The sequence below is a fragment of the Mycobacterium sp. URHB0021 genome (assembly GCF_054057895.1).
This window is the reverse complement of the sequence record NZ_JBSRZT010000002.1, coordinates 6,982,625-7,006,813: the sequence shown is the minus strand read 5'-3', so window position 1 is coordinate 7,006,813 and position 24,189 is coordinate 6,982,625. Positions and strand designations below refer to the sequence as shown.

The following is a 24,189-nucleotide window of genomic DNA, read 5'->3' as shown; positions in this document are numbered from 1 at the left end:
GCAGTACGCCGCGGACGCGGTCACGTCCTTCCTTTCGGCGTGAGTCCGAAGGTTTGCGATCACAAAGCTGTGGGAACGCCATCCTCGCTATTTGTCCTGCTCGCAAGGAGGCGACCATGGCAACGCCCACTGAGACACCAGGCGTGATCCGCAGCAGCATCCCCGCGCGGATCGACCGGTTGCCGTGGTCGCCGTTTCACACCCGGATGGTCGTCGCGCTCGGGGTGGCCTGGATCCTCGATGGTCTAGAGATCACCGTGGCCAGCGCGGTCGCCGACACACTCACCCAACCCGAGACGCTCGGGTTGTCGTCCGCGGCGGTCGGCCTCATCGCCACCGTGTATCTGGCCGGCGAAGTGGTCGGCGCGCTGTTCTTCGGTCGGCTGTCGGACAAACTCGGCCGACGCAACCTGTTCATGATCACCTTGGGCGTCTACCTGATCGGCAGCGGTCTCACCGCTTTGACACTGGGCAACAGTGGGGGCTGGATCGCGTTCCTTTACGTCACACGGTTCATCGCCGGCATGGGGATCGGTGGCGAATACGCCGCCATCAACTCGGCGATCGACGAGTTGATCCCTGCCCGCTTCCGCGGCCGAGTCGACATCGCGGTCAACGGAACCTACTGGGGTGGCGCGATTCTCGGCACTCTCGGCACCTTCATCTTCCTCAAGACCATCGACCTGAGCCTGGGTTGGCGGCTGGCCTTCCTCCTTGGCCCGGTGCTCGGCCTGGTGATTCTGTTTGTGCGGCGGCATTTGCCCGAGAGCCCGCGCTGGCAGGTGATGAACGGCCGCGTGGACGCCGCCGAGAAGTCGATCGCCTACATCGAGAAAGAGGTCGAGGCCACCGGTGTCACGCTGCCCCCGGTCGACGAGAGCAAGTCCATCGAACTGCGACCGACCGAAAAGATCGGCTATCTGGCGCTGACGCGAGTGCTGTTCCGCGAGTATCCAACCCGGTCCATTTTGGGCGCGTCACTCATGATCAGCCAGTCGTTCCTGTACAACGCGATCTTCTTCACCTACACCTTGGTGCTGGGCAAGTTCTACGGGGTCCCCTCTGGGACGACGCCGCTGTATCTCATCGCGTTCGCCGTCGGGAACCTCACCGGTCCCTTGACCATTGGGCACTTCTTCGACACCATCGGCCGCAGGAAGATGATCGCCGGAACATATCTACTGTCCGGTCTTCTGCTCGCCATCAGCGCATTCCTGTTCAACGCCGGGATGCTCAACGCGATCACCCAGACCATCGCCTGGTGCGTCATCTTCTTCTTCGCCTCAGCCGGGGCCAGCGCTGCCTACCTCACCGTGAGCGAGATATTTCCGCTCGAGGTTCGGGCGAAGGCCATCGCGGTGTTCTTCGCCATCGCCCAGTGCTTCGGTGCCCTCGGTCCGGTCATCTACGGCGCCCTCATCGGTGATGGCTCCCAACCCTTCAAGCTGTTCCTGGGCTATCTGCTGGGCGCAGCCGTGATGATGGCCGGCGGCTTGGTCGCCTGGTTCCTCGCGGTCGACGCCGAAGGCAAGTCGCTGGAAGACATCGCCACCCCGCTGTCCGCTGCCGGCGTCGACCGCCGGCGGGGTTCCGTCCGTGCGGAGGGCGCCACCCGGCCCTACTCACCCTGAGTGCCGACGGCCGACGCCGATGGTGGCGCCGAGCCACCTTGCGGCTCGCGGGCCGTCATCAATCGGATGATCTCCTCGCGGTCGGCCGCCGACGGAAGGCCCATGCCGGGCTGGTACCCGTAGACCCCATGCAACGGGGTCGAGCCGGTCCGGCCGTCGAGGATGTCCACCGAGTCCGTGGAAATCAGACCGGGATGCTCCACCCCGCACGCCTCGGCGACCTTGACCAGGTCGCGGCGCAGCGTCTTGATGTAGTTCGCCACTCGCACGGACTTGATGTCGGGCACCAGCCCGCGGGCCAACCACGCGTTCTGGGTGGCGACGCCGGTGGGACACGTGTCGGTGTGGCACTTCTGAGCCTGGATACACCCGATCGCGAGCATGGCCTCCCGTGCGACGTTCACCATGTCACAGCCGAGCGCGAACGCGACCACCGCGTTGTCGGGTAAGCCGAGCTTGCCGCCGCCGATGAAGGCGACCTGCTCATGCAGCCCTTGCTCGGCGAAGATCCGGTACACCCGAGCAAAGCCGAGCTGGAAAGGCAGCGACACGGTGTCGGTGAAAATCAACGGCGCGGCGCCCGTGCCTCCCTCGCCGCCGTCGACGGTGACGAAGTCGACTCCGCGTCCCGTCTCTCGCATGAGATCGGTTATCTCATACCAGAATTCGAGATCACCGACCGCGGACTTGATGCCAACAGGCAGGCCCGTCTCGGCGGCGAGCAGTTCCACCCAGTCCAGCAGGCTGTCGGTGTCGGTGAACTCCGCATGCCGCGACGGGCTGATGCAGTCGCGCCCTTCCGGCACGCCGCGAGCCGCCGCGATCTCGGCAGACACCTTCGGGGCGGGCAACAGGCCGCCCAGGCTCGGCTTGGCGCCCTGACTCAGCTTGATCTCCAGGGCTCGTACCGGCGCGCCGGCCACCACGTCCTTGAGCTTGTCGAGATCAAAGCGGCCGTCGCCGTCGCGACAGCCGAAGTAGGCGGTACCGATCTGGAAAATGAGTTCGCCGCCGTGCCGGTGGTAACGCGAGATGCCGCCCTCACCGGTGTTCTGCAGGCAGTCGGCCAGCGCTGCCCCCCGGTTGAGCGCCTCGACGGCGTTGCCGGACAGGGACCCGAAGCTCATGGCGGAGATGTTGACAACAGATTTCGGCCGGAACGCCCCGCGCCGGTCGCGTGCAGCGCCGAGCACCTTGGCGCACGGCAGTTCAATCTCGTGCGCGGCCTTCGGCGCGGACGGCGGCACGGCTCTACTGAAGGTCCGATGCTTGATCACCGGGTAGCCGGCGGTGTACTCCAGGTCGTTGTCGGTGCCGAAGCCGAAGTAATTGTTCTCCTTCTTTGCCGACGCGTACACCCACCGACGCTGATCGCGGGTGAATGGGCGCTCCTCGTCGTTGGCGGCGACGATGTACTGCCGCAGTTCGGGGCCGATGGCTTCGATGAGGTAGCGCGCATGGCCGACGAGGGGAAAGTTGCGCAATAAGGCGTGGTTGCGCTGGAACAGATCGCGCGCGACGACAGCCCCCACGGTGGAGGCGGCCGCGGCCGCGACGGCCCGAACGGCACGGCTCATGCGATCAGTGTTTCCGCGCCGACGGGTCCTAAACCGATTCGATCGCAGTTCAGTCGCGACTCGGGCGGTCGAACATTCCTTCGCTGACTCAGATGATCGCCTTGCCCGCGCTGCGCTGTGTCGGCGCGAATGCCGATACGGCCTCCGCTCGTGGGGGGTGAAGATTGCCGCGTGCACCTGGACAATGACATCGTTCTCCGCGGCGTGCGGATAGGATACCTCCGCCAATGACAGCCCGGCGGCTCCGGCCTCCCGGTCACCCGTGACGATCGCTTGCATGGCCAAACCTCGTTTCGACGTTAATTGGTGTTTCGGCGGGCGCTCGGGTGCCGCAGATGATCGCGCGCCAGGATTTCCTCTGCCTCGAGCATGGTGATCATGTCCACTCCGGGAGCGCAGATGCACACCGCGACAAACCGGGTCCACGTCTCTGCGTCCAGATTCGATACCTGGTAGTGCACGATGTCGCCGCCAGGCTCCCAGAACGCCTCGCCCGCAACGATTCCCGGGGCGCCTCACCCTCCAGCTCGAAGAAGATCCTGCCCTCCAGGACGTATCCGAAGACCGGACCGGAATGGCGGTGTGGCTCGAGGTCGTCGGCTCACTGGCCGAATACGTCGAGGTTCGCGGCGTCGACCACGGCTACGACATCATGACCGACGACACCAAGACAACGCGGCGGATGTACGGGCTGATAGCAGCTCACGTGAACCGTGCGATCGGCTGAAATTCCCTGTCGACGTCCTGGTCGAGCCTCAATGCAACAGCGACGACGGCGGCACACCATAGCGCTGCCGGAACGCGGCGGCGAACCGGCCGAAATGAGTGAACCCCCACTTCACTGCCACGTCGGTCACTGAACAAGCGGAGCCCGAGGACAGCTCGGTTCGAACGCCGGCAAGTCGGATTTCAGTCAGACACTCGCGGGGAGTCTTGCCGAGATACAGGCGGAAGCCCTCCTGCAGGCGCCGTACGCTGACGCCGGCCACCTGGGCCATTTCCGCTGCGGTCCAGGGACGGTCAGGCTCAGCGTGGATGGCTTCGATCACGCGAGTGACGATCCGTGGTCGAGCAGCGTGCCGCTCTTCGGTCTCGTTCGGGATGGCAGCGAGCAGGAATCCATCTGTGAGCGACGTCGCCAACCCCTGTGCCACATGCGGATTAGCCAACAACGTGTCATCGACGGGTTGCTCGGCGATGCTGGTCAAGAGTCGAAACCAGCTGGCAGCAGCGGGCGTCCGCAAATCGATTTGATCCGGGATCACCGCATCGGGGCGACCGGTCACACGCCACATCTCGCGTTGGACGAAGTCCCGATCGATCTTGACGCCAAGAACCGTGCAGACCTGCGGCCAACGCGTGATATCGGTTGGCGTATCGGCCGGGTTGACCGTGGCGAAGCCCTGGGTGGACACGACCAGTCGCCCTGCGATCCGGGTCTCGAGCTCGCCGCGAAGCGGGATGTTGATGCCGATAGCTCCAGGATGCTCGCTGTGAACGGAAACATCGGCCCCCCAATTGATCCGGACGATACGCAGGGGGCCGAGGTGCAGAGCCGATACGCCGGGCGATTCGGCGCGATCGGAGGCCGCAAGCGGCTGGAGACGATGCGGAAAATAGGCGTCGGACACAGCATGGGACACCGCGTCCCAATCGGGACATGCTGGTTCCCGGAAGGGGCTGCCACCGGGTAACTCGGCGCCGGAAAAGCTCTCGCGCAATGTGGATCGACCTCGCGGTTTACGGATCGTCACTCAACGGATCCGTCCCTATGTTCTACCTCAGGTCGTAAGAATCAGAAAGGGGCGCACGACATGGAAAAGCGGTCCCTGAACAATGTGTTCGGCCAATTCGCCAGCGGCGTCACCGTGATCACCTGCGCCAACGCTTACGGGGAACCGCATGGAGCGACCGTCACGGCGTTCACCGCGGTGTCGATGGAGCCGCGGCTGTGTCAGGTAACGGTGACCCGTAGGTCGAAAGCCTGCGACTACCTCGACGGAGCTCCGTTCGCGGTGAACATTCTGGCTGCCGATCAATTCGACATCGCCCTGCACTTCGCCGGCCGACCATGTGAGCCGGGGCCGATATGGGCCGAAGGGCCGACAGTGCCCACCCTGCACGGGGCGGCGGCGACGCTGAGTTGTGAACCATGGCGCACCTACGACGGCGGCGACCACATCATCTTCATCGGAGAGATCGTCGAGGCGCATAGCACCGACAAGCCCCCACTCCTGTACTACCGAAGCACCTTCCATGATCTCGGCGAACCATCGGTCAAGTCGTTGTGGACGTTATCGGCCGACGACCCCCACTCAGGATGGTTCGACGCCACCACCGCTTTTGTGCCGGTAGCGCAGTTGCCGACCAGACCCAACCACGAGAGGTGACAGTATGACCGCAACGCAAGAGCCTGTAGTCGACGAGGCCGCGGTTCAAGGCAATCCGGCCGCGGACGCCGCTGCCAACACTGCGCGCAACTTCGCAACCCGGCCGATGACCGGCGACGAGTACATCGCTTCCCTGCAGGACGGCCGTGAAGTTTATCTGCACGGCGACCGGGTCGCCGACGTGACCACCCATCCGGCCTTCCGCAACCCGATTCGCATGGTCGCACGGCTCTACGATGCGTTGCACACCGGCGATCACGTCGATGTGCTCACCACCCCCACCGACACGGGTAACGGCGGGGTCACCATGCCATTCTTCAAGGCGCCCACCAGTAGCGAGGACTTGCTCAAGGCGCGGGACGCGATCGCGCGATGGGCCCAGATGACCTACGGCTGGATGGGCCGCTCACCTGACTACAAGGCCAGCTTCCTGGGCACGCTGCATGCCAACAAGGAGTTCTACGCTCCCTTCGAGGCCAACGCGGAGCGTTGGTATCGGGAATCGCAGGAGAAGGTCCTGTACTGGAACCACGCCATCATCAACCCGCCGGTGGATCGTCAGCTGCCACCCGACGAGGTGGGCGATGTGTTCATGAAAGTGGAAAAGGAAACCGACGCCGGCCTCGTGGTGTCCGGCGCCAAGGTAGTGGCGACGGGATCCGCGATCACGAACTACAACTTCATCGCCCATTACGGACTGCCGATCAAGAAGAAGCAGTTCGCGATCATCTGCACGGTGCCGATGGATGCTCCCGGCATCAAGCTGATCTGCCGCTCGTCGTACTCACAGAACGCAACCGTGATGGGCAGCCCGTTCGACTACCCGTTGTCGAGCAGGCTGGATGAGAACGACACGATCTTCATCTTCGACAAAGTGCTGGTGCCGTGGGAAAACGTGTTCATGTACGGCGATGTTGATCGCATCAACTCATTCTTCCCTCAGTCCGGATTCCTGCCTCGGTTCACACTTCAGGGATGTACGCGGCTCGCAGTCAAGCTCGACTTCATCGCCGGTTTGTTGCTCAAGGCGCTGGACGCCACCGGCGCAGGCGGATTCCGCGGGGTGCAGACGCGGGTGGGTGAGGTCATCGGTTGGCGAAACCTCTTCTGGGCGTTGACCGACGCGATGGCACGTAATCCCGAACCGTGGATCGGCGACACCGTCATCCCCCGGCTGGAGTACGGATTGACCTATCGGATGTTCATGATCCAGGGCTATCCCCGCGTCAAGGAAATCATCGAGCAGGACGTGGCTTCCGGGTTGATCTACCTGCCGTCCTCGGTCGCTGATTTCAAGAGCCCGCAGGTGCGGCCCTACCTGGACAAGTACGTCCGCGGATCTGACGGGGTCACCGCCGTCGACCGGGTGAAAGTGATGAAGGCCCTGTGGGACTCGATCGGTTCGGAATTCGGTGGGCGTCACGAACTTTATGAGCGCAACTATTCGGGCAACCACGAGAATGTGAAGGCGGAGTTGCTGTTCGCGGCGCAGAACCGTGGGGGCGTGGCGCAGATGAAGGGCCTGGCCGAAGCCTGCCTGGCCGAGTACGACCTGGATGGCTGGACCGTGCCGGATCTGATCGGCAACGAGGACGTGACGCACTTCGGAAATCGTTGAACATGACGCACGGTAACGAAAAAAGGGAAAGAGGACTATGACGACTGTCGAGAACAAAGAAGAAGCGGCCCCGGCGGCGGCGGCCTCGGGTGCGTCGGCGACGGAGCGTTTCCACGCCGACAAGTCACCGTTCGACGCGGTACGGGCAACTCCGGCCGCACGAGTGGACACGCTCGTCGGCGAGGTGCTCTCCGCCATACATGACACCATCCGTCGCCACCGACTCAGCTATGACGAGTACAACGCACTCAAGGCGTGGCTGATCGGCGTGGGCCAAGACGGTGAATGGCCGCTGTTCCTTGATGTTTGGGTTGAACATGTTGTCGAAGAAGTGGCTACCGACCACCGCCACGGCAACAAGGGCAGCATCGAAGGTCCCTACTACGTTCCGGGCGCCCCGGAGTGCGGTGCGGAGGGTGTCCTTCCGATGCGCGCCGATGAAGAAGGAACCGCGCTGGTGTGGTCGGGCGCGATCACATCCACCGACGGCACACCGCTGGCGGGCAAGGTCGAAGTGTGGCATGCCGACAATGGCGGCTACTACTCACAGTTCGCGCCGGACGCGCCCGAATGGAATCTTCGGGGTTGTTTCTCCACTGGACAGGACGGCCAATTTCGGGTCACCACAATCCGCCCGGCGCCTTACCAGATTCCCACCGACGGATCATGCGGGAAGCTGGTCGCGGCGGCCGGCTGGCACTCGTGGCGCCCGGCGCATCTGCATGTGAAGGTGAGCGCACCGGGCCATGAGCTGCTTACGGCTCAACTGTATTTTCCCGGCGATCCGCACAACGCAGACGACATCGCCTGTGCCGTCAAGCCGCAACTGATGCTGGACCCGGTGCGTCAGCCCGATGGCAGCGATCATGTCGTCTACAACTTCGTTCTGGACCCACTCCCAAGCTGAACCGCTGGCGCGCGTGGTCGTCCGGTCAGAACAGCGACAGCTGGCGCGGATCCCCGGACGGAGCGGTCCGCGCCGGCCGTTGGCGCACCTTCACCGGCCACCAGAACCATCGTCCGAGTAGCGCGGCGATGGACGGTGTCATGAATGATCGCACGATCAGGGTGTCGAACAGCAGGCCGAGCGCGATCGTGGTGCCGATCTGGCCGAGCACCAGCAGGTCGCTGAAGATGAACGACGCCATGGTGAAGGCGAATACGAGTCCGGCGGCGGTCACCACCGAGCCGCTGCCCGCCATCGAGCGGATGATGCCGGTGTTGATGCCGGCAGGGATCTCCTCCTTGAACCGGGAAACCAGCAGCAGGTTGTAGTCCGACCCCACGGCCAGCAGCAGGATCACGGCCAACGGCAGGATCACCCAGTACAGCGGAATGCCCAACAGGTGTTGCCAGACCAACACCGACAGGCCGACCGAGGCGCCCAACGACAGCGCTACGGTGCCCACAATGACGAGTGCGGCGACCAGGCTGCGCGTGATGAACATCATGATCAGCAGGATGAGGCTGAGCGAGGCGATGCCGGCGATGATCAGGTCGTAGTGCGCCATCTCAGAGATGTCTTTGTAGGTTGATGCGGTGCCGCCGATGTAGATTCTGGAGCCGGCCAACGGGGTGCCCTTGACGGCCTCCTGGGCCGCGTGCCTGATCGCGTCGATGTGGGCGATACCTTCGGGTGTTGCCGGATCCACGTCATGGGTGATGATCATCCGCGCGGCCTTGCCGTCCGGCGACAGGAACAGTTTCAGCCCGCGCAGGAACTCGGGGTTGCTGAACGCCTCCGGCGGCAGGTAGAAGGAGTCGTCGGTCTTGGACGCGTCGTAGGCCTGGCCCAGCGCGGTGGAGTTCTGCAGCGCCGCCTGCGACTGGTCGTAGATACCGGCCGTGGTGGCGTAGTTCGTCATCGTCAGGTCGCGGTTGGTCTGCTGATTGGCGATCTGCGGCGGGATCAACGCGAGCAGCTTGGGCTGCAGCGCATCCAGCTTGCCGATGCTGATCGCCACATTGCTCAACTGATCGGTCAGCTCGTCGATCCCGTCCAGCGCGTCGAACAGCGACCGCAACGCCCAACAGACCGGGATGTCGAAACAGTGTGGTTCCCAATAGAAGTAGTTGCGCAGCGGCCGGAAGAAATCGTCGAAGTTCGCGATCTTGTCGCGCAGCTCCTTTGCCGTGGCGACGGTGTCCTGAAACGCCACGCTCTGCTCGTGGGTCACGTCGCTGGACTGCTGCTGCAACGCCAGTTGTTGGCGCAGCACGCCGATGGTGTCGTCGATGACGGCCACCTGCTTGGTCAGATCGTTGGCACGGTCCTGCTGGAAGGGCAGGTTGTTGATCTGGGCCGCACTGCTGGTACTGAGCTGGAACGGGATCGAGGTGTGGTCCAACGGCGTGCCCAGCGGCCGGGTGATCGACTGCACCTGCGCGATGCCGTCGGTGTGGAACACGGCCTTGGCCACCCGCTCCAGCAGGATCATGTCGGTGGGATTGCGCAGATCATGGTCGGTCTCGATCATCAACAGTTCAGGATTCAGCCGGGCCTTGGAGAAGTGCCGCTCCGCAGCGGCGTATCCCACATTCGACGGTGCACTGGCCGGCATATACCCGCCGATGTCGTAACTCACCCGGTAGCCCGACAACGCCGCCAACCCGACGAAGGCCAGCGCCAGCGTGGCGATCAGGATCGGCCCCGGCCACCGCACGATCGCCGTGCCGATCCGCCGCCACCCCCGCTTGGCCGTCGTGCGCTTCGGTTCGAGCAGACCGAAGCGGCCGCCGATCACGATCACCGCCGGCGCCAGGGTCAACGAGGCGATCAACGAGACCAGCACACCGATCGCGGCCGGAATCCCCAGGCTCTGGAAATACGGCAGGCGGGTGAAGTACAGGCAGAACACCGCACCGGCGATGGTCAGCCCCGACCCCAGGATCACGTGCGAGGTGCCGCGGTACATGTCGGCGAAGGCGACCTCTTTGTCCAGGCCCTCGTTGCGCCGCTCGTGATAACGGCCCAGCAGGAAGATGATGTAGTCCGTGCCGGCGGCGATGACCAGCAGCGTGAGGATGTTCGTCGAATACGTCGACAGCCCGATCACACCCGCGTTGGCGAGGAACGCCACGATCCCGCGCGCCGCCGACATCTCGATGAGCACCGTGACCAGCGCCACGATCATCGTGACCGGCGAGCGGTACACGATGAGCAACATCAGCGCGATCACCGCGACGGTCAACAGGGTGACCATGACGGTGCCCGCGTTGCCCACCTCGAACTGATCGGCGATCTGAGGCGCCGAGCCGGCGACGTAGGCATGGACCCCCGGTGGAGCCGCTGTCTTGGCGATGATGTCGCGCAGCGCGTCGACCGACTCCAGCGACAACGCCTCGCCCTGGTTGCCGGACAGGAACACCTGCACGTAGGCGGCCTTGCCGTCGGGGCTCTGCGACCCGGCGGCGGTCAGCGGGTCACCCCAGAAATCCTGCACGTGCTCGATGTGCCTGCGGTCGTCCTCGAGCCGCTGGACCAGCTCGTCGTAGTAGCGGTGCGCATCGGCGCCGAGCGGCTGATCGCCCTCCAGCACCACCATCGCCGCACTGTCGGAGTCGAACTCACCGAACACCTTGCCGATTCGCTCAAACGCCTGCAGCGAGGGTGAATCCGGCGAACTCAACGCCACGTTGTGAACTTCACCGACCGCCTCGAGCTGGGGCACCAGCACGTTCGTCAGGGCAGCGACGGCCACCCAGAACAACACGATCGGCACACAGAGCCAACGAATCCACCTGGCCACCCGGTCGGTGATCATCGGGCGCTCGACGAGATGGTTGCTCATCCCGACTTGTCCAGGCAGTACGTGTAGGCGTTCACCGTGTTGGCCGTTCTCTCGTCCTTGACCACGTCGTCGATCTTGATCCGGCAGCCGATGGAGTCGCCGTCGCCCTGGGCGGAGACGTTGACGAACACCGCCGGGTCGGTGGTGGTGGTGTCGTAGGCCCACGGCAGCGCCGCGTCGTCGACCCGCTGCGGTTGAGCGTGCACGTCCAGATAGGTGATGGTCGCGACGGCGCCCGGGGCGCCGAACACCTCCAACACAACGTGCTTGGGGTTGAACGCGACGATGTTGTTCTCCGCGCCGCTAGGAGTGGAGGTGACATCGCGTGAACCGAAGATGCCGTTCAGCCGGTACACCGCGAATCCCGCCACCACGACGACGAGCACCGCCACCAGCAGCATCCATCGCCGGCTCAGCACGCCGCCGAGCGAAACCCGCTGCATCCCTGACCCTTTCGACGAGCGGCGACACGTTGACCGACGGTGGGACATCTCTTCGGTAGGGAAGCGATATCAACCAAATTGACAGTACGGTACCGGACCGGACTCCACAAGCCGTACGGGTTCTCGCTGGCTACTCGCGGCCTTCAGGCGGGGTCACGGGTGAGGCTGGGGATGTCGCGACATGAGGGCTTTTCGCTGCTCGAGGAACTGCTCCTGCATGATGGTCTCGAGATCGGCGCTGCGGGACACCTCCACGAGCACCGCACGGATGGTGCTCGCATGGGTGCTGACGTGAGCAGCCGGTGATAGCCGTGCTCCTGAAGCAGCTCCAGCGTCATGGCGAGCAGCTGTGCCTCCCGTGGCGACCACGGAGCCAGTCGACTCATGCGAACGAGTATCGGGCAATTCTGCTGAGATCCCAGAAATCGCGTCAGTGACCGGTGTCAGCGATCCGCCGATGCCGCCCAGGCGAGGAATTCGTCGGCGGTGAAGACCGGCTTGCCGTACTCCTGCGCCTTGCGTGCCTTGCCCGACTGCGTGCCTGCCTCCGCGGTCACCAGCACCTCGCAGCGCGTCTTGGTCACCGACTGCACCGGCGTCAACCCGACTGAGGCCGCCAGTTGCTCCATCTCCCAGCGCTCCACGATCTGACCCGCACTGTCCTGGGCGGTGCCGGTGAAACAGATCCGGACGCCGGGCGTCAGCACCGCGGCGATGTCGTCGCGTTCCGAACACACTGACCCCGAGACGATCTCGAGTCCCAACAGCTCAGATGCTTCCCGTAGGCGTTGGACCACCTCGGCGGGCAACTGCACCCGCGATGCGGCCGCCCGCAGCTGATCGGCCACCGACTGCCGGGCCGCCGCGTCCCACCCCGTGTCCAGATCGTCACGTGTCGGCGCCCCGCCCAACAGCACTGCCCCGACATCGCGGCTCACCCGCAGCAGGGCCGACAATCCCGGCAGATGATCGGCCGCCGGCGTCGGCACCGCAGGGTCGCGGCTCACCAGCAGACCCGAAACCGACTCCGTCGATTCAGGTTCCTCGAACGCCGAGGATCCCGGCTCCGAATCCGACTCGCTGTGCACCGTCAGCGCCGACTGCGCCCGCTCCAGCGCCGTGCGCCCCGACACGCGGGTGCCTGGTAGCTCGACACCGAGCGGCATCGCCGTCACGTATCCCAGCCGCTTGAGTTCGAAGTCGATCAAGCCCAGCGTCTCGTCGATCCCGGCGCCGACGGGGGTGCAGCCCGCCAGCATCGGGGCGATCACCGCCCAGGCTTCGCGCAGCGTCGGCGCCAATAGCACATCAGACACGTTGATCCCGAACGCCGTTCGGGCATCGGCCAGATCCCGCTGTGGGTTGATCAGCGTCGTCACCGCCGTGCCGTCGTCGAAGGCCACCGCCAGCTCCACCGGCCGCGGCCGCGACATTCGACCCTCGTCGCCCACCGTCAGCATCCCGATCGCGCAATAGCGGCGCGCGCCCGTATCGCCCGACGAGGTGCGCAGAAACCGTGCGATGCGCCGGTCGGTCTTCAAATCCTTCGGCAGCACAGGTCTTTTCAACACCAGGCCGGCCAACGAGGTGCAGCGACTCAACGCCACATACAGCTGACCCGTCGAGAACATCCCGCCGGACAGGTCCACCACCAGACGGTCCAGGGTTTGTCCCTGGCTCTTGTGGATCGTGATCGCCCAGGCCAGCTTGAACGGCAGCTGCGTGTAGGAGCCGATCACCTCCCGGCTCAGCGCGCCGCCCGACACCACCGGCCGCGTCGCCTCCCACGTGAACGGTGTCACGTCCGCGCAGGAGCCGTCGGCGAACTCCACCTCCACGACGGCTCCGTAGCGGTCGTAGTCGACGCCGACCACACGGCCGATGGTGCCGTTGACCCAGCGGTTGCCCTGGTCGTTGTTGAGCATCATCACCTGCGCGCCGACCTTGAACCGCAACGTCTCCTCGACCGGCGGGTCGAACAACGACAGGTCACCCGAGACCCGGGCGTGGTGGATCAGCTCGTCGCCGGGTAACCGTTCCAGGTGCTGGCGATTGCGCGCGGTCACCAGGCGGTTCGTCGGCGCCAAGGTCAGCCAGAACTCGTCGTCGGGCGGAACGAAGTCCGCGTCGGCGCGCGCGTTGAGCTGCTCCTGCGCGTGGCCCAGCAGCACGCCTTCGCGGATCTCGTTGAGAATGGCCGTCATTCGCTGATCGCCGAGCTGACGGAAGACCGTCGTCAACGCCACGGTGGGGAAGTCGTCACGGACGAAGCTGTGCGCGGAGAAGAAGTACGGCGTCTCGTACGCGGTCGTCAAGCCCGCCGAGAAAAACGCCGCCTCGCCCTCGCTGACCACCGGCGGCAGCTGATACAGGTCGCCGACCAGCACGATCTGCACGCCGCCGAATGGTGTCCCCGGCGCCGGTCCGAACCGCGACAGTGCGGCGGCCACCATGTCGAAGACGTCGGCGCGCACCATCGACGCCTCGTCGATGATCAGCGTCTGCAGCGATGCCAGCGTCTTGGCGAAGCGGCCCGGCCGGTAGGCGCCGCCGCGGACGTCGTCCAGTGTCGTGGTGGTGCGGAAGCCGAACAGCCGGTGGATGGTGTAGCCGTCGACGTTGAGCGCGGCGATCCCCGTCGGCGCGACGACCACCGCGCGTTCGGCGCCGGTCATGAAGTGGCGGATCAACGTCGACTTGCCCGTGCCTGCCTTCCCGGTCAGGAAGACGTGCCTGCCGCCGGCCAGCAACTCGAGCGCATGGCGAAACTCGTCGGTGAGAACGAGCCCGTCACTGTGCGCCACCACGAGTGTCCACGTTACTGGCGGATGTCACCCGCTGCTTGCGCAACCGCGAGCGTGACTCCGGGTGATCTGGCCGGCGTCTGCGCGGGCGACGGGCGGTCGCCAGATTTTGCGCTCGCCACCGTGAAGGCGATCGCGGCGGTGGCGAGGTCACTGGTCTCCGCGAGATTGAGGCCGGTCAGTGACGTGAAGACGCTGAGCCGCTTCCGGACTGTGTTGCGGTGTCGATAGGTCCGCGCCGCGATGTCCGCGATGGTCCCGCCGTGCGCCACGAGATCACCGACCGTTTCGAGGATTCCGTTGCGTTCATGTTCGGTGAGCGTGCCGAGCGGCCGGAATACCGCCGACTGCAACGCATCGGACAGTTCGGCATTGGCGGCGGTGACCGCGTGCAACCAATTGTCGCGCACCCAACGGACTCCGAGGTCGGACCGCCCGCCGACCGCCATCCGCGCAAGCCGAATCGCCCTCGGTACCGCCGCCATTCCGTCGGCGTCGATGACCGAACAGGTGTGTTCATCCAGCGGTGTGAGGCTGGGGATGATCTCGGGCTGGTGGTTGGTCACGAGAATGATGCCGCGAAGTTCTTGGGCGAACCAGTTGAAGTAAAACGCGTTGCCGCCGGCATCCAGGCGGGCGGCGCATTCAGCGACCAACTCCGGCCGTGGAATCGGGAAAGCTCCGACGAGGCAGACGTAGTGACCCGATGCCGGGAGTTCGAGTGTGCGCGCGGCGTTGTCGACGGTGGGCAGGTGGTGGTCGCCGTCGAGCAGGAGCTGCTCGAACGCCGCCGAGCGGATCTCTTCGCGACTGCCCTGCGCCACCTGATAGCCGTGCACGACCTCCTCGGTGCTGGCCTCGATGGATTCCCACACCATCAACGACGAACGCTCCAGGAAGTCGGCGCGGGTGTCGACGCCGAATGCGCGGCCTTCGGCAATCAACGCCTCCCACAGCGTTTTGAGGTCAATACGAAAGGCGTGGAGGACACTCGAGAGGGCGACGTTCTGGTGTGCCCTGATACGTCCCACATCGAGCGCGGCGTTCTCGAGAGATTCGGGGATGTCGTCACCGACAAGCCGGGCCAGCGCAAGACGCATCGTGCGGTCCATGTGGTAGCGCAGATCGTCCCGGCTCACGGGGCCGGTCGAGTACGTCGGCTCGTCATGGATGGTTTGTTCCACCGCGCTCTCGATGATCTGCGGCAGCCGGATGTTCAGAAGGCGACGGGCCGCCGCGCGGATCAAGAGCGTCGTCTCGTCCGTCGACGTCGTCATGGCGCTCCTCCCGGCCCGAGATCCGCTTCTCACACGGGGGCAACTCGGGCGAAACAATCACCGCGCTGATCCGCCGGTGATGTGCACATTGCACTCAATCTTGTCACATCCCGCGCCACTTGAAGCATTGACCTGGGCATATTGCCGCCAAAGAATGTGGTGTACGACACGTTGCACCCACTTGGTGGGACCCGCGCCCGGGAAGGAGATCGATGCCCAAGCCACCCGTCAACTCTGCCGACACCGATGTACTGGCAGAGGCTGTCGTGTCCGCTCGGCTGGCCGATTCCTACGGACTCGTCGGCGCCGATCTGAAGTTCCTGGGTGGCGAGTTGGACCGCAACTACCGAGTGTCGGCCGGCGATGGTCGCACCTTCCTGGCCAAGCTCCGCAAGAAAGCGGACCGGAGTGATCGGCTGCGCTGGCAGAAGGAAATTCTGCTGCACATTGCCGATCGACACGTCGGTGTCGGGGTGCCGACGCTAGTGCGCACCATCGACGGCGACCTGGACGTGGGCATCGACGTCGGTTCCGAGCGGTGGCTGCTCACCGTGCTCGATTGGGTGCGCGGAACCGACATGGTCCACATCGCGAGCCACTCCGAGGGATTGCTCATCGACATCGGTGCCGCCGCGGCCGGCGTGACAAAGGCGCTCGAAGGTTTCCGGTCCGAGACCTTGCATGAGACCCACCATTGGGACGTCACGCGCTCCGCCGAGGTGATCGACGAATGTCTAGCTCTGGATCCCACGCTCGGGGAGAATCCCGACATCCGCACCGCACGCGGATGGTTCACCGACGTCGAACCGCGGCTGGGCTCGCTGCCCAGGGCCATGGTCCACAACGATCTCAACGACAACAACATCTTGGTCGAGGTCGTCGACGGTGTCCAGAAGGTGGCGGGCGTGTTGGACTTCAATGACGCGCTGTACACCGTGCGGGTCGCCGAACCGGCCATCGCCGGCGCGTACGCGATGCTCCGCAAGGACGATCCCCTCACGGCGATGGGATTCATCATCGCCGGCTATTGCGACGTCACACCGTTGAGCGATGACGAACTGGCAGTGGCTTATCCGCTGGCGGCGGCGCGGCTGTGCGTGCAGGCATTGACATGGGCGGTCCGCGGACAGGCCAATCCCACTGAGTACGGAGCGATGCGGATGCGCCACACCCTGCCGGCGCTGCACCGCATCCTGCAGGTCGATAGGCGCACTGCGGCAGCGCATTTGCGAGAGATAAGCAGTCGGCGTCACGCACGACGGAATGGATGCTGAGGCCGGTCATGGCACATATCGAAATTCGCAAGGTCAGTAAGAGATTCGGTGCGACCGCTGCGCTATCGGAGGTCTCGATGTCGGTCGAAGCCGGCCGCGTTCACGGACTGCTCGGGGAGAATGGGGCAGGCAAATCGACCCTGATGAAGGTGCTCTCCGGCGTGGTAAGACCCGACGCCGGAGAGGTGACCATTGGCGGCCAGCGGTTGCGGATGGGATCGCCGCGCGACTCCCGCGACATCGGCCTGGCGATGGCCTACCAAGAGCTCAGCGCCCCGCCGAACATCACCGTGCCACCAAGCTGTGTCTCCCTAAACTGCCGACCCGCTTCGGCTTCGCGGTGTCCCAGCGGGAGCTGATGGAAAGGGCTCGGGCAAGACTCCGCGAGTGGGAGGCCGAACATCTCGACCCACATGCGGTGATCAGCGAACTGAGCCTGGCGGCTCGCCAAGAGGTGGAAATTGTTGCAGCTCTCTCAAGTTCGCCTTCGCTGCTGGTGCTCGACGAGCCGACGGCGGCGCTTCCCGACCCGAACTGGCTCTTCCGGCAGCTGGCGCGAGTCACCGCTACCGGCGCCTCCGTCATCTACATCAGCCACAAGCTCAACGAGATCAACACGATCTGTGACACCGGCACAGTGCTGCGCAACGGCCGGGCCGTCGCGAGCTTCACCCGCGGCGAACTGTCCGAGGACGAACTGGTAGAGCTGATGATCGGTCGCTCATTCAACCATGCATTTCCCGCCAAAGCCGACGAAGACAGCGTCGGCGATGTGGTTCTCGACGTCCGGGATCTCAAGGCAGGCGTCAAACTGGCAGGGGTGTCGCTCCAGGTGCGTGCCGGCGAGATCGTCGGCGTGGCCGGTCTCGAAGGCCAAGGCCAATGCGAGCTCTTCTACGCCCTGGCTGGGGAACTGCGCCATCACGGGGGCACGGTGTCCGTCGCGGCCAAGCCGGGCACGGTTGATTTCTCGCTCGTCCCCGAAGAGCGCAAGAGCGAGGCGTTGTTCCTGCAGATGCGTTCCGACTTCAACCTGACACTTCCGCTGACATCGCGGTTCTCGCGGGCCTCGGTGGTGTCGCGACGGCAAGAACGTGAGCTCAGCGAAGGAATCGCCGCCGAGGTCAACCTCGCGCCGACCATGCTCAAGCAGCGCATCGCCGACTTGTCCGGGGGCAACCAGCAGAAGGTGGTCTTCGGACGGTCCCTGGCGCAATCACCCCGCTGCCTGCTGCTGTTTGACCCGACCCGCGGTGTGGACGCCGCGACGAAGCTGGAAATCTACAAGATGACAAGGGAGTTCGCGGCCAGCGGGCACGCCGTGCTCGTGTACTCAACCGAGATCCCCGAACTCGTCGGCTTGTGTGATCGTGTCTGTTCGCTCTATGGCGGGCGGATCGTCGACGAGCACACCGCAGACAGTCTCACCGAAAGCTCGGTGATGCACAGTGTGCTCGGCCGCAACCCGGAGGCCGTCCAGTGAGCATCATCGAGGCTTTGACGCGCCGCAGCATCGGCACCAACCGTGAAACCCGCATCGCCCTCATCTTCTTCATCGTCTGCTACGGGGCGGTACTGTTCGTCACCCCGTTCGAACGGAACGGCTACGCGTTCAACAACTTCGTGGTTCTGATGACGCCGCTGGCGGTCGCCGCGGTCGGCACCACACTGGTCCTCATCACGGGTGGATTCGACCTGTCGGTGGCCGGCACGATCAGTCTGTCCAACGTCATCGCGGCGACGACCATGGCGAAGTATCCGGGCGCAACCTGGCTCATCGTGCTTGCTGTTATCGCCGTCGGCCTGCTGGTCGGCCTGACCAACGGACTGCTCGTCGTCCGTGCCGGTCTGCAATCGCTGGCGGTGACCCTGGGCACGTTCATCATCCTGACCGGCATCGCGCTGGTCGTTCTCCCCGCACCGGGCGGCGAGGTTCCCGAATCGTTCGCGTTGGCGTTGACCGATCCCCTCGGCCCCGTGCCGGTCGCATTGATCGTGCTGTTGGTACTGGCCGGGCTGTGGTGGGCGTTCAGCACGTCGCCGATCGGGGTGGCGGCCTACGCCGTGGGGGCCGACCGTCAGGCCTCGCTGATGTCCGGCGTCCGCGTCGGCATGGTGGAGATTCTCTGCTACACCCTCGCCGGCGGACTCTACGCGGCGGCGGCCCTGTACCTGACCGCGATCACCGCGTCGGGAGACCCGAATGCGGGACGGCCCTTCCTGCTCACGTGCTTTGCGGCCATGGCCCTCGGCCTCGTCGGTTTCCGGGGCGGGTCGGGCAGCGCGGTGGCCGCCATGTTGGGTGCCGGCAGCCTTGTCGCGCTGCCGAAGCTGCTCTTCGCGGCGGGGGTCGAAGACTTCTGGTCAGGAGCACTGCAGGGCAGCGTCATTCTCATCGCACTCGCGATACCCGTAGTCACCATGCGACTGGCCGCCGCCAGACGACCACGAGCCGACGTCGAGGAAGGGCTGGCACGATGACCTCCGGAATCACCGAGCCGACCGTGGACGCACCCGCCGGCACCGACTCGCGGTCCGCGCCCGCCGGCCCCCGCCGCGACTGGATGCGAAACCAGGCACTCATCGTCTGGGTCCTGCTCATGCTGTGTTTTCCGCTGTCCCGCTTGGCAAGCGAGAGCTTCCCGTCGGTATCCCTGGTCGTCAATGTGATGATCCTCGGCCTCTTCCTCGCCGTCATCGCCTTCGGGCAGGGCCTGGTGGTGCTGACCGGCGGCATCGATCTGTCCGTGGCGTCCTCGGTCGCGCTCGGTGCCTACCTCACCGGATCGCTGTGGACGGGCGGCATCCCCGCTGTGTTCGCCGCCATCATCGCCGTGGTGGCCTGTGCCGCGGTCGGTGCCATCAACGGCCTGATCATCAACCGGCTGGGGTTTCCGGCGTTCATCGTCACCCTCGCGGTCGGCACGATACTGGCCTCCGTATTGCTGGGCGTGGCCCGCGGCGCCCCGGCGCAGCGGTCACCCGAAGGGCTGGCCGCATTGTTTCGTCAAGAGACCACGGTGATCGGGATTCCCGTGGCGATCTGGCTGTTCCTCGTAGTGGCGGCGCTCGGCCTGTTCATCCAGCACAAAACGACGCTGGGACTGCGCGCCTATGCGTTGGGCAACAGCGTTGCAGCGGCCAGGAACGCACGCGTCGACGTCGGCCGGGTGACGGTCTCGGTGTACGGGATCGCCGGCGCCGCGTACGGGCTGGCGGGGGTGATGCTTCTCGGATACTCGTCGGGCGCCGACCTGAATGTCGGTGAGCCGTGGCTGCTTCCCAGCATCGCCGCTGTGGTCGTCGGAGGTGCCGCGATCCGCGGTGGCTCAGGCACTTACGGCGGCACGCTTGCGGGCGCGCTGCTGCTGACACTCCTGGGCATCGACATCAGCGCCACCGGCCTGGCCGAGGGTTACAAACAAATCGTCTACGGCGCCGTCATCCTCATTGCGCTGCTAGGGTCCCGCCTCGCGGGCAGGAGGAACTGACATGACCAGGTTACGTTCCGTCGCCGCGCTGGCCGCAGCGCTGATTACGGCAGCCGCTCTGAGCGCATGCGCGGACCCCGACGCGGGCACGGACAAGATCTTCCTCGATCTCAGTTACAGCGGCAACAACTGGCAGGACGAAGCTGCCAATCTCGCCCTCGCCGTCGCAAACTCCCCGGAGTACGCTGGAAAATACGTTGTCAGAAAACAGATCTCGGGTACCGACATTCAGAAACAAATTTCCGATCTGCAATCGATGATTGCGGCCAAAGCCAAACTGGTGGTGCTCTACCCACTGTCACCGACCGCATTGTCGCCGACCATCCGGCAGGGTTGTGAACGTGGCGTCACCTTCATCGCCTATGACTCCACTGTCCGCGAACCATGCGCCTACAACGTCGCTTTCATCACCGGCGCACGAGTCGACAATCCGCGCGACGCCTTCTTCGGAGCGCAGACGGCCGAAGCGCTGGCACAGATGCTCAACGGTAAAGGCAAGATCTTCATGAATCGGGGCGTTCCCGGAACGGCGACCGACCAGGTCCACTACGACACGGCCAAGGCCGTATTCGACCGCTATCCCGGGATCACCGTCGTGGCCGAGTATTACGGTAAGTGGGACTCGGCAGTCAGCCAGCAGGAGACGGCCAAGGCGCTGGCAGCACACCCCGATGTCAACGGAATCTGGTCCCAGGACGGTGAAGTCGGCGTCGTCAAGGCACTGCAGGCGGCCGGCAAGAAGATTCCGGTGACGGGGGAGAACGGCAACTACTTCCGCAAGATGCTGAGTCAAGGATGGCCGGGCATCTCCTCGGGCTCGCCACCGGCGCAAGCAGGTGTCGCGATGCGCATCGGCCTACGCATCCTGGAGCAGGGGCCCGATTCGGTGCCGCACAACATCGAGATGCCGCTACCGTGGGTCACCACGCAGAGCGCAAAGCCTTGTCCTGGCAATGAATTCGTCGGTGGATGCAACTTCTTCCCGAACGAGTCCGACACCTTTGTCACCGAGATCTTCCAGAAGGACCTGCTACCGCAGAGTTCGCTCGCCGCCGCAAAGACCGGCCAGCCGATGGCAGGGCTGAAACCCCTGGGTGACGTCTCGGGTTTCGCGCAACCGGAATGGCGACGGGTCTACACACGGGGGAAGTGTGACAGCGGCTGGCGGGAGGGTGACGTCGCGGACGTCCAGAACCCGTCCGGGCTACCCGGGTGCGTCCAGGATCAGCAGTGACTGCGCCAGAACGGATCGGAGAGGACATGAAGGTGATCAATCGAATCGACCTCAACGCCGACATCGCCGAGAGCTTCGGCCGGTGGAACCTGGGCGAGGATCATGAGCTGGTCAAGCTCGTCACGACGGTCAACGTCGCGTGCGGTTGGCATGCCGGGGATCCGTCGACCATGCATCGGTCGGTGGAGATGGCCGCCGCCGCGGGGGTGAACATCGGCGCCCATCCCGGATTCCCCGACCTGTTGGGTTTCGGGCGGCGACCGATCGTCATCGACGACACCGACGCCGTCGATTACGTGCTGTACCAGGTCGGCGCCCTGATGGGGATCGCCAGCCGGTTCGGCGTCGAACTCAGCCACGTCAAGCCGCACGGTTCGTTCTACGGTTCGATCGTCACCAGCGCCGAGCGGGCCGTGGCGATCGGGGAGGCCTTGCAAGGGCTGCAAAAGGGCATCCCGATGCTGCTGGCCCCGGGGCCCGGCACCGATGCCCTGCGTGCCGCCGGCCTGCCGGTAATCGCCGACAACGCCGCAGATCTCGACTTCGACGAGGACGGCAGAAACATCATCGAGCCGCGACCGGCGGCACGTGACCCCGAAATCGTGGCCCAACAAGCACTTCGGATGGCCCGCGGCACTGTGCTAACGGTATCCGGGCGCGAAATTCCGATGGCGGTGCAGACCGTCTGCGTCCACGGCGACCGGCCGAACGCCGTGGCGGTGGCGACCGAGATCCGGCGGGTCCTCGCCGACAACGACGTCGCGGTTCGGTCGGCTTTCGAGGACCACCGGTGACCGAGCTGCCCGACGGATCGCGGTTGACTTACGGCGGTGAGGAATTCGTCTTCGTCGAGCTGACCGAGTACATGTCGCTGTCGGGAGCGTTGAGAATCCAGGCGATCACCGACGCCCTGGCCGAACTCAACCTGGACGGCGTCATCGACATCTGCCCCTCCAACGCGAGCTACATGCTGCGCGTCGACCCCGACCGGTGCGATCCGCGGTCACTGCACGAACCGATCTGCGAACAGCACCACCGCTTCGTCGACACCGCCGATGTGGTGCTGGACACCGAGATCCTCGAGGTCCCCATCTTCTACAACGACCCGTGGAGCACCGAAACTGCGATGCGGTTCCGGGACCGGCACCAGTCCAGCACCGAGACCGATCTCGAATACATCAGCAGGATCAACGGTTTCGACTCGATCGGCGACTTTATCTCCGCACACTCCGGCAATCCGTTCATCGTCACCTTCATGTGCTTCGTGCCCGGCAATGCCGAGTCCATGCAGCTGGTGCCCGAGGACATGCAGCTGGAGGCGCCGAAGTACGTGCGGCCCCGCACCGACACTCCCGCACGGGCGCTCGGCCACGGCGGCGCCTTCGCGACGATCTATCCCGCTCGAGGTGCTGGCGGCTATCAACTCGTCGGCCGGGCCGCCACCCCGGTCTTCGATCTCGCCCAGGAACTCCCCGACTTCTCCACCGATCCGGTGTTGGCCAAGGCGGGCATGATCGTCAAATACCGACCCATCGACCGAGACGAATACGACGCCATCCGCAAAGACGTGGAGAGCGCCACTTACCGATATCGGCGGGTCCCGGTCGAGTTCGGCCTGGCGGCGTTCTTCGATGACCCGCTGACCTACAACAAATCTCTCCTCGGTGAGCTGAGCCGTGCTTGACGTCGTCGAACCCGGTGTCCAGACCCTGGTGCAGGATCTGGGCCGTAACGGATACTTCGCCATCGGACTGCCGCCGTCCGGCCCGATGGACTACCGCTCCCATCACGTCGCCAATGCGCTCGTGGGGAACGACCCGGCGGCCGCGACCCTGGAATCCGTGTTCAGCGGTCCCACACTGCATTTCCGCCGCGACACCGTCGTCGCGGTCACCGGCGCCAAGGTTGACTTGCGGATCGACGGGGTGGCGATGCCAACATGGACCACGCTGCCGGTGTGCGCCGGCCAGATACTGACCGTCGGGCCCGCGCTGGAAGGTGCGCGCAGCTATGTGGCCGTGCGCGGCGGTATCGGAACTCCGGTGGTCATGGGCAGCCGGTCGACGTATCTCCCCTCGGCGATCGGGGGGGTAGATGGTCGCGAACTCCGCGTCAATGATGTCCTGCCGTGTGCGAACCAGTTCGGGCCTTGCCCCCGCCTCGGCTATGTGGTCGATGAGTCACTGCGCCCGTCACTGAACCCACATCAAGAGATCCGCATCGTCTTAGGACTGTGCAGCTACCGGTTCACCGGCGTCAGTATCGAGAAGATGCTGTCATCTGACTTCAACGTCGGCGTCGAAGCCAACCGGGTCGGCTACCGGCTGAGCGGACCACCGTTGGAGTTCATCGACCGGGAAGCACCTTTTGGCGCCGGCGCCGATCCCAGCAACGTTGTCGACCTCGGCTATCCCGTCGGGTCCATCCAGGTCCCGGGTGGCCAGGAATTGATCTGCCTGCTCCGAGACGGTGTGACCGGCGGCGGCTACGCGACCATCGGAACCATCATCGGTGTGGACATCGACGCTCTGGCACAGATGCAGGCGCCCAACACCGTTCGGCTGGTCGATGTCGACATCGACCAGGCCGTCGGTGCCCGGCGCGCGCGGGACTCCACGTTGTCCGAGATCTATCGATCGGTGATGTCTTAGCTGATCCC

At 64.9% G+C, this 24,189-nt stretch carries 21 protein-coding genes and 1 pseudogene; 14 read left to right on the top strand and 8 right to left on the bottom strand.

Annotated elements, in window-relative coordinates:
- Window positions 1–116: 116 nt before the first annotated feature.
- Window positions 117–1,631 (top strand): MFS transporter, encoded by a 1,515-nt coding sequence (locus ACVWWN_RS36490; RefSeq protein WP_457148199.1) that lies wholly within the window; start codon window positions 117–119, stop codon window positions 1,629–1,631.
- On the opposite strand, the gene ACVWWN_RS36485 is transcribed toward ACVWWN_RS36490, so the two are convergent.
- Both ACVWWN_RS36485 and ACVWWN_RS36480 read right to left on the bottom strand, forming a co-directional pair.
- Window positions 1,619–3,208, bottom strand: coding sequence for an FMN-binding glutamate synthase family protein (locus ACVWWN_RS36485; RefSeq protein ID WP_457148198.1), 1,590 nt, complete (start codon window positions 3,206–3,208; stop codon window positions 1,619–1,621). The genes ACVWWN_RS36490 and ACVWWN_RS36485 overlap by 13 nt on opposite strands.
- A gap of 299 nt (window positions 3,209–3,507) precedes the next feature.
- Window positions 3,508–3,669 (bottom strand): hypothetical protein, encoded by a 162-nt coding sequence (locus ACVWWN_RS36480; RefSeq protein ID WP_457148197.1) that lies wholly within the window; start codon window positions 3,667–3,669, stop codon window positions 3,508–3,510.
- Between the two features lie 113 nt (window positions 3,670–3,782).
- Between ACVWWN_RS36480 and ACVWWN_RS36475 the strand changes: the two genes are divergently transcribed.
- Window positions 3,783–3,935, top strand: a complete 153-nt coding sequence (locus tag ACVWWN_RS36475; RefSeq protein ID WP_457148196.1) for a hypothetical protein — start codon at window positions 3,783–3,785, stop codon at window positions 3,933–3,935.
- A gap of 28 nt (window positions 3,936–3,963) precedes the next feature.
- Here the strand turns inward: ACVWWN_RS36475 and ACVWWN_RS36470 are convergent, their stop codons facing one another.
- On the bottom strand, window positions 3,964–4,839 hold the full coding sequence (locus tag ACVWWN_RS36470; protein ID WP_457148195.1) for an AraC family transcriptional regulator: 876 nt from the start codon (window positions 4,837–4,839) through the stop codon (window positions 3,964–3,966).
- Between the two features lie 183 nt (window positions 4,840–5,022).
- On the opposite strand from ACVWWN_RS36470, the gene ACVWWN_RS36465 reads away from it, so the two are divergent.
- Genes ACVWWN_RS36465 through catA form a run of 3 tightly spaced genes read left to right on the top strand, consistent with a single transcriptional unit; the run spans window position 5,023 to window position 8,123 of the window.
- Complete coding sequence (locus ACVWWN_RS36465) at window positions 5,023–5,598, top strand: flavin reductase family protein (RefSeq protein WP_457148194.1); 576 nt, start codon at window positions 5,023–5,025, stop codon at window positions 5,596–5,598.
- A 4-nt stretch (window positions 5,599–5,602) separates the two neighbouring features.
- Window positions 5,603–7,216: a 4-hydroxyphenylacetate 3-hydroxylase family protein gene (locus tag ACVWWN_RS36460; protein WP_457148193.1), complete on the top strand. Its 1,614-nt coding sequence runs from the start codon at window positions 5,603–5,605 to the stop codon at window positions 7,214–7,216.
- A 37-nt stretch (window positions 7,217–7,253) separates the two neighbouring features.
- A complete protein-coding gene (catA, locus tag ACVWWN_RS36455; protein ID WP_457148192.1) occupies window positions 7,254–8,123 on the top strand; it encodes a catechol 1,2-dioxygenase in 870 nt (289 codons plus the stop codon).
- Between the two features lie 25 nt (window positions 8,124–8,148).
- On the opposite strand, the gene ACVWWN_RS36450 is transcribed toward catA, so the two are convergent.
- From ACVWWN_RS36450 to ACVWWN_RS36430, 5 genes and pseudogenes are all read right to left on the bottom strand, one after another.
- Window positions 8,149–11,007 (bottom strand): MMPL/RND family transporter, encoded by a 2,859-nt coding sequence (locus ACVWWN_RS36450; RefSeq protein ID WP_457148191.1) that lies wholly within the window; start codon window positions 11,005–11,007, stop codon window positions 8,149–8,151.
- Entirely contained in the window at window positions 11,004–11,450 is a 447-nt protein-coding gene (locus ACVWWN_RS36445) for an MmpS family transport accessory protein (RefSeq protein ID WP_457148190.1), read from the bottom strand. Before ACVWWN_RS36445 ends, ACVWWN_RS36450 begins: the two co-directional genes overlap by 4 nt.
- A gap of 180 nt (window positions 11,451–11,630) precedes the next feature.
- Window positions 11,631–11,836: pseudogene (locus ACVWWN_RS36440) on the bottom strand (hypothetical protein); the annotation flags it as partial.
- Between the two features lie 57 nt (window positions 11,837–11,893).
- The gene (locus ACVWWN_RS36435) at window positions 11,894–14,257 is read right to left on the bottom strand and encodes an AAA family ATPase (RefSeq protein ID WP_457148189.1); all 2,364 of its coding nucleotides are present in this window, start codon (window positions 14,255–14,257) and stop codon (window positions 11,894–11,896) included.
- Between the two features lie 11 nt (window positions 14,258–14,268).
- Window positions 14,269–15,531 carry a helix-turn-helix domain-containing protein gene (locus ACVWWN_RS36430; RefSeq protein WP_457148188.1) on the bottom strand — a complete coding sequence of 421 codons (1,263 nt, stop codon included), beginning with the start codon at window positions 15,529–15,531 and terminating at the stop codon, window positions 14,269–14,271.
- Window positions 15,532–15,743: 212 nt separating this feature from the next.
- Between ACVWWN_RS36430 and ACVWWN_RS36425 the strand changes: the two genes are divergently transcribed.
- The 9 genes from ACVWWN_RS36425 to ACVWWN_RS36385 all read left to right on the top strand — a co-directional run bounded on the left by ACVWWN_RS36425 (window position 15,744) and on the right by ACVWWN_RS36385 (window position 24,181).
- Window positions 15,744–16,805 carry a phosphotransferase gene (locus ACVWWN_RS36425; RefSeq protein WP_457148187.1) on the top strand — a complete coding sequence of 354 codons (1,062 nt, stop codon included), beginning with the start codon at window positions 15,744–15,746 and terminating at the stop codon, window positions 16,803–16,805.
- A 77-nt stretch (window positions 16,806–16,882) separates the two neighbouring features.
- Complete coding sequence (locus tag ACVWWN_RS36420) at window positions 16,883–17,164, top strand: ATP-binding cassette domain-containing protein (RefSeq protein ID WP_457148186.1); 282 nt, start codon at window positions 16,883–16,885, stop codon at window positions 17,162–17,164.
- The gene (locus ACVWWN_RS36415) at window positions 17,164–18,288 is read left to right on the top strand and encodes an ATP-binding cassette domain-containing protein (RefSeq protein ID WP_457148185.1); all 1,125 of its coding nucleotides are present in this window, start codon (window positions 17,164–17,166) and stop codon (window positions 18,286–18,288) included. The genes ACVWWN_RS36420 and ACVWWN_RS36415 overlap by 1 nt, the downstream gene beginning before the upstream one ends.
- Window positions 18,285–19,286 (top strand): ABC transporter permease, encoded by a 1,002-nt coding sequence (locus tag ACVWWN_RS36410; protein WP_457148184.1) that lies wholly within the window; start codon window positions 18,285–18,287, stop codon window positions 19,284–19,286. Before ACVWWN_RS36415 ends, ACVWWN_RS36410 begins: the two co-directional genes overlap by 4 nt.
- Window positions 19,283–20,296: an ABC transporter permease gene (locus tag ACVWWN_RS36405; protein WP_457148183.1), complete on the top strand. Its 1,014-nt coding sequence runs from the start codon at window positions 19,283–19,285 to the stop codon at window positions 20,294–20,296. Before ACVWWN_RS36410 ends, ACVWWN_RS36405 begins: the two co-directional genes overlap by 4 nt.
- A gap of 1 nt (window position 20,297) precedes the next feature.
- Window positions 20,298–21,530 carry a sugar ABC transporter substrate-binding protein gene (locus ACVWWN_RS36400; RefSeq protein WP_457148182.1) on the top strand — a complete coding sequence of 411 codons (1,233 nt, stop codon included), beginning with the start codon at window positions 20,298–20,300 and terminating at the stop codon, window positions 21,528–21,530.
- A complete protein-coding gene (locus ACVWWN_RS36395) occupies window positions 21,527–22,324 on the top strand; it encodes a LamB/YcsF family protein (protein ID WP_457148181.1) in 798 nt (265 codons plus the stop codon). Before ACVWWN_RS36400 ends, ACVWWN_RS36395 begins: the two co-directional genes overlap by 4 nt.
- A complete protein-coding gene (locus tag ACVWWN_RS36390; protein WP_457148180.1) occupies window positions 22,321–23,214 on the top strand; it encodes a 5-oxoprolinase subunit B family protein in 894 nt (297 codons plus the stop codon). Before ACVWWN_RS36395 ends, ACVWWN_RS36390 begins: the two co-directional genes overlap by 4 nt.
- Window positions 23,207–24,181 (top strand): 5-oxoprolinase subunit C family protein, encoded by a 975-nt coding sequence (locus ACVWWN_RS36385; protein ID WP_457148179.1) that lies wholly within the window; start codon window positions 23,207–23,209, stop codon window positions 24,179–24,181. The genes ACVWWN_RS36390 and ACVWWN_RS36385 overlap by 8 nt, the downstream gene beginning before the upstream one ends.
- Window positions 24,182–24,189 lie beyond the last annotated feature (8 nt).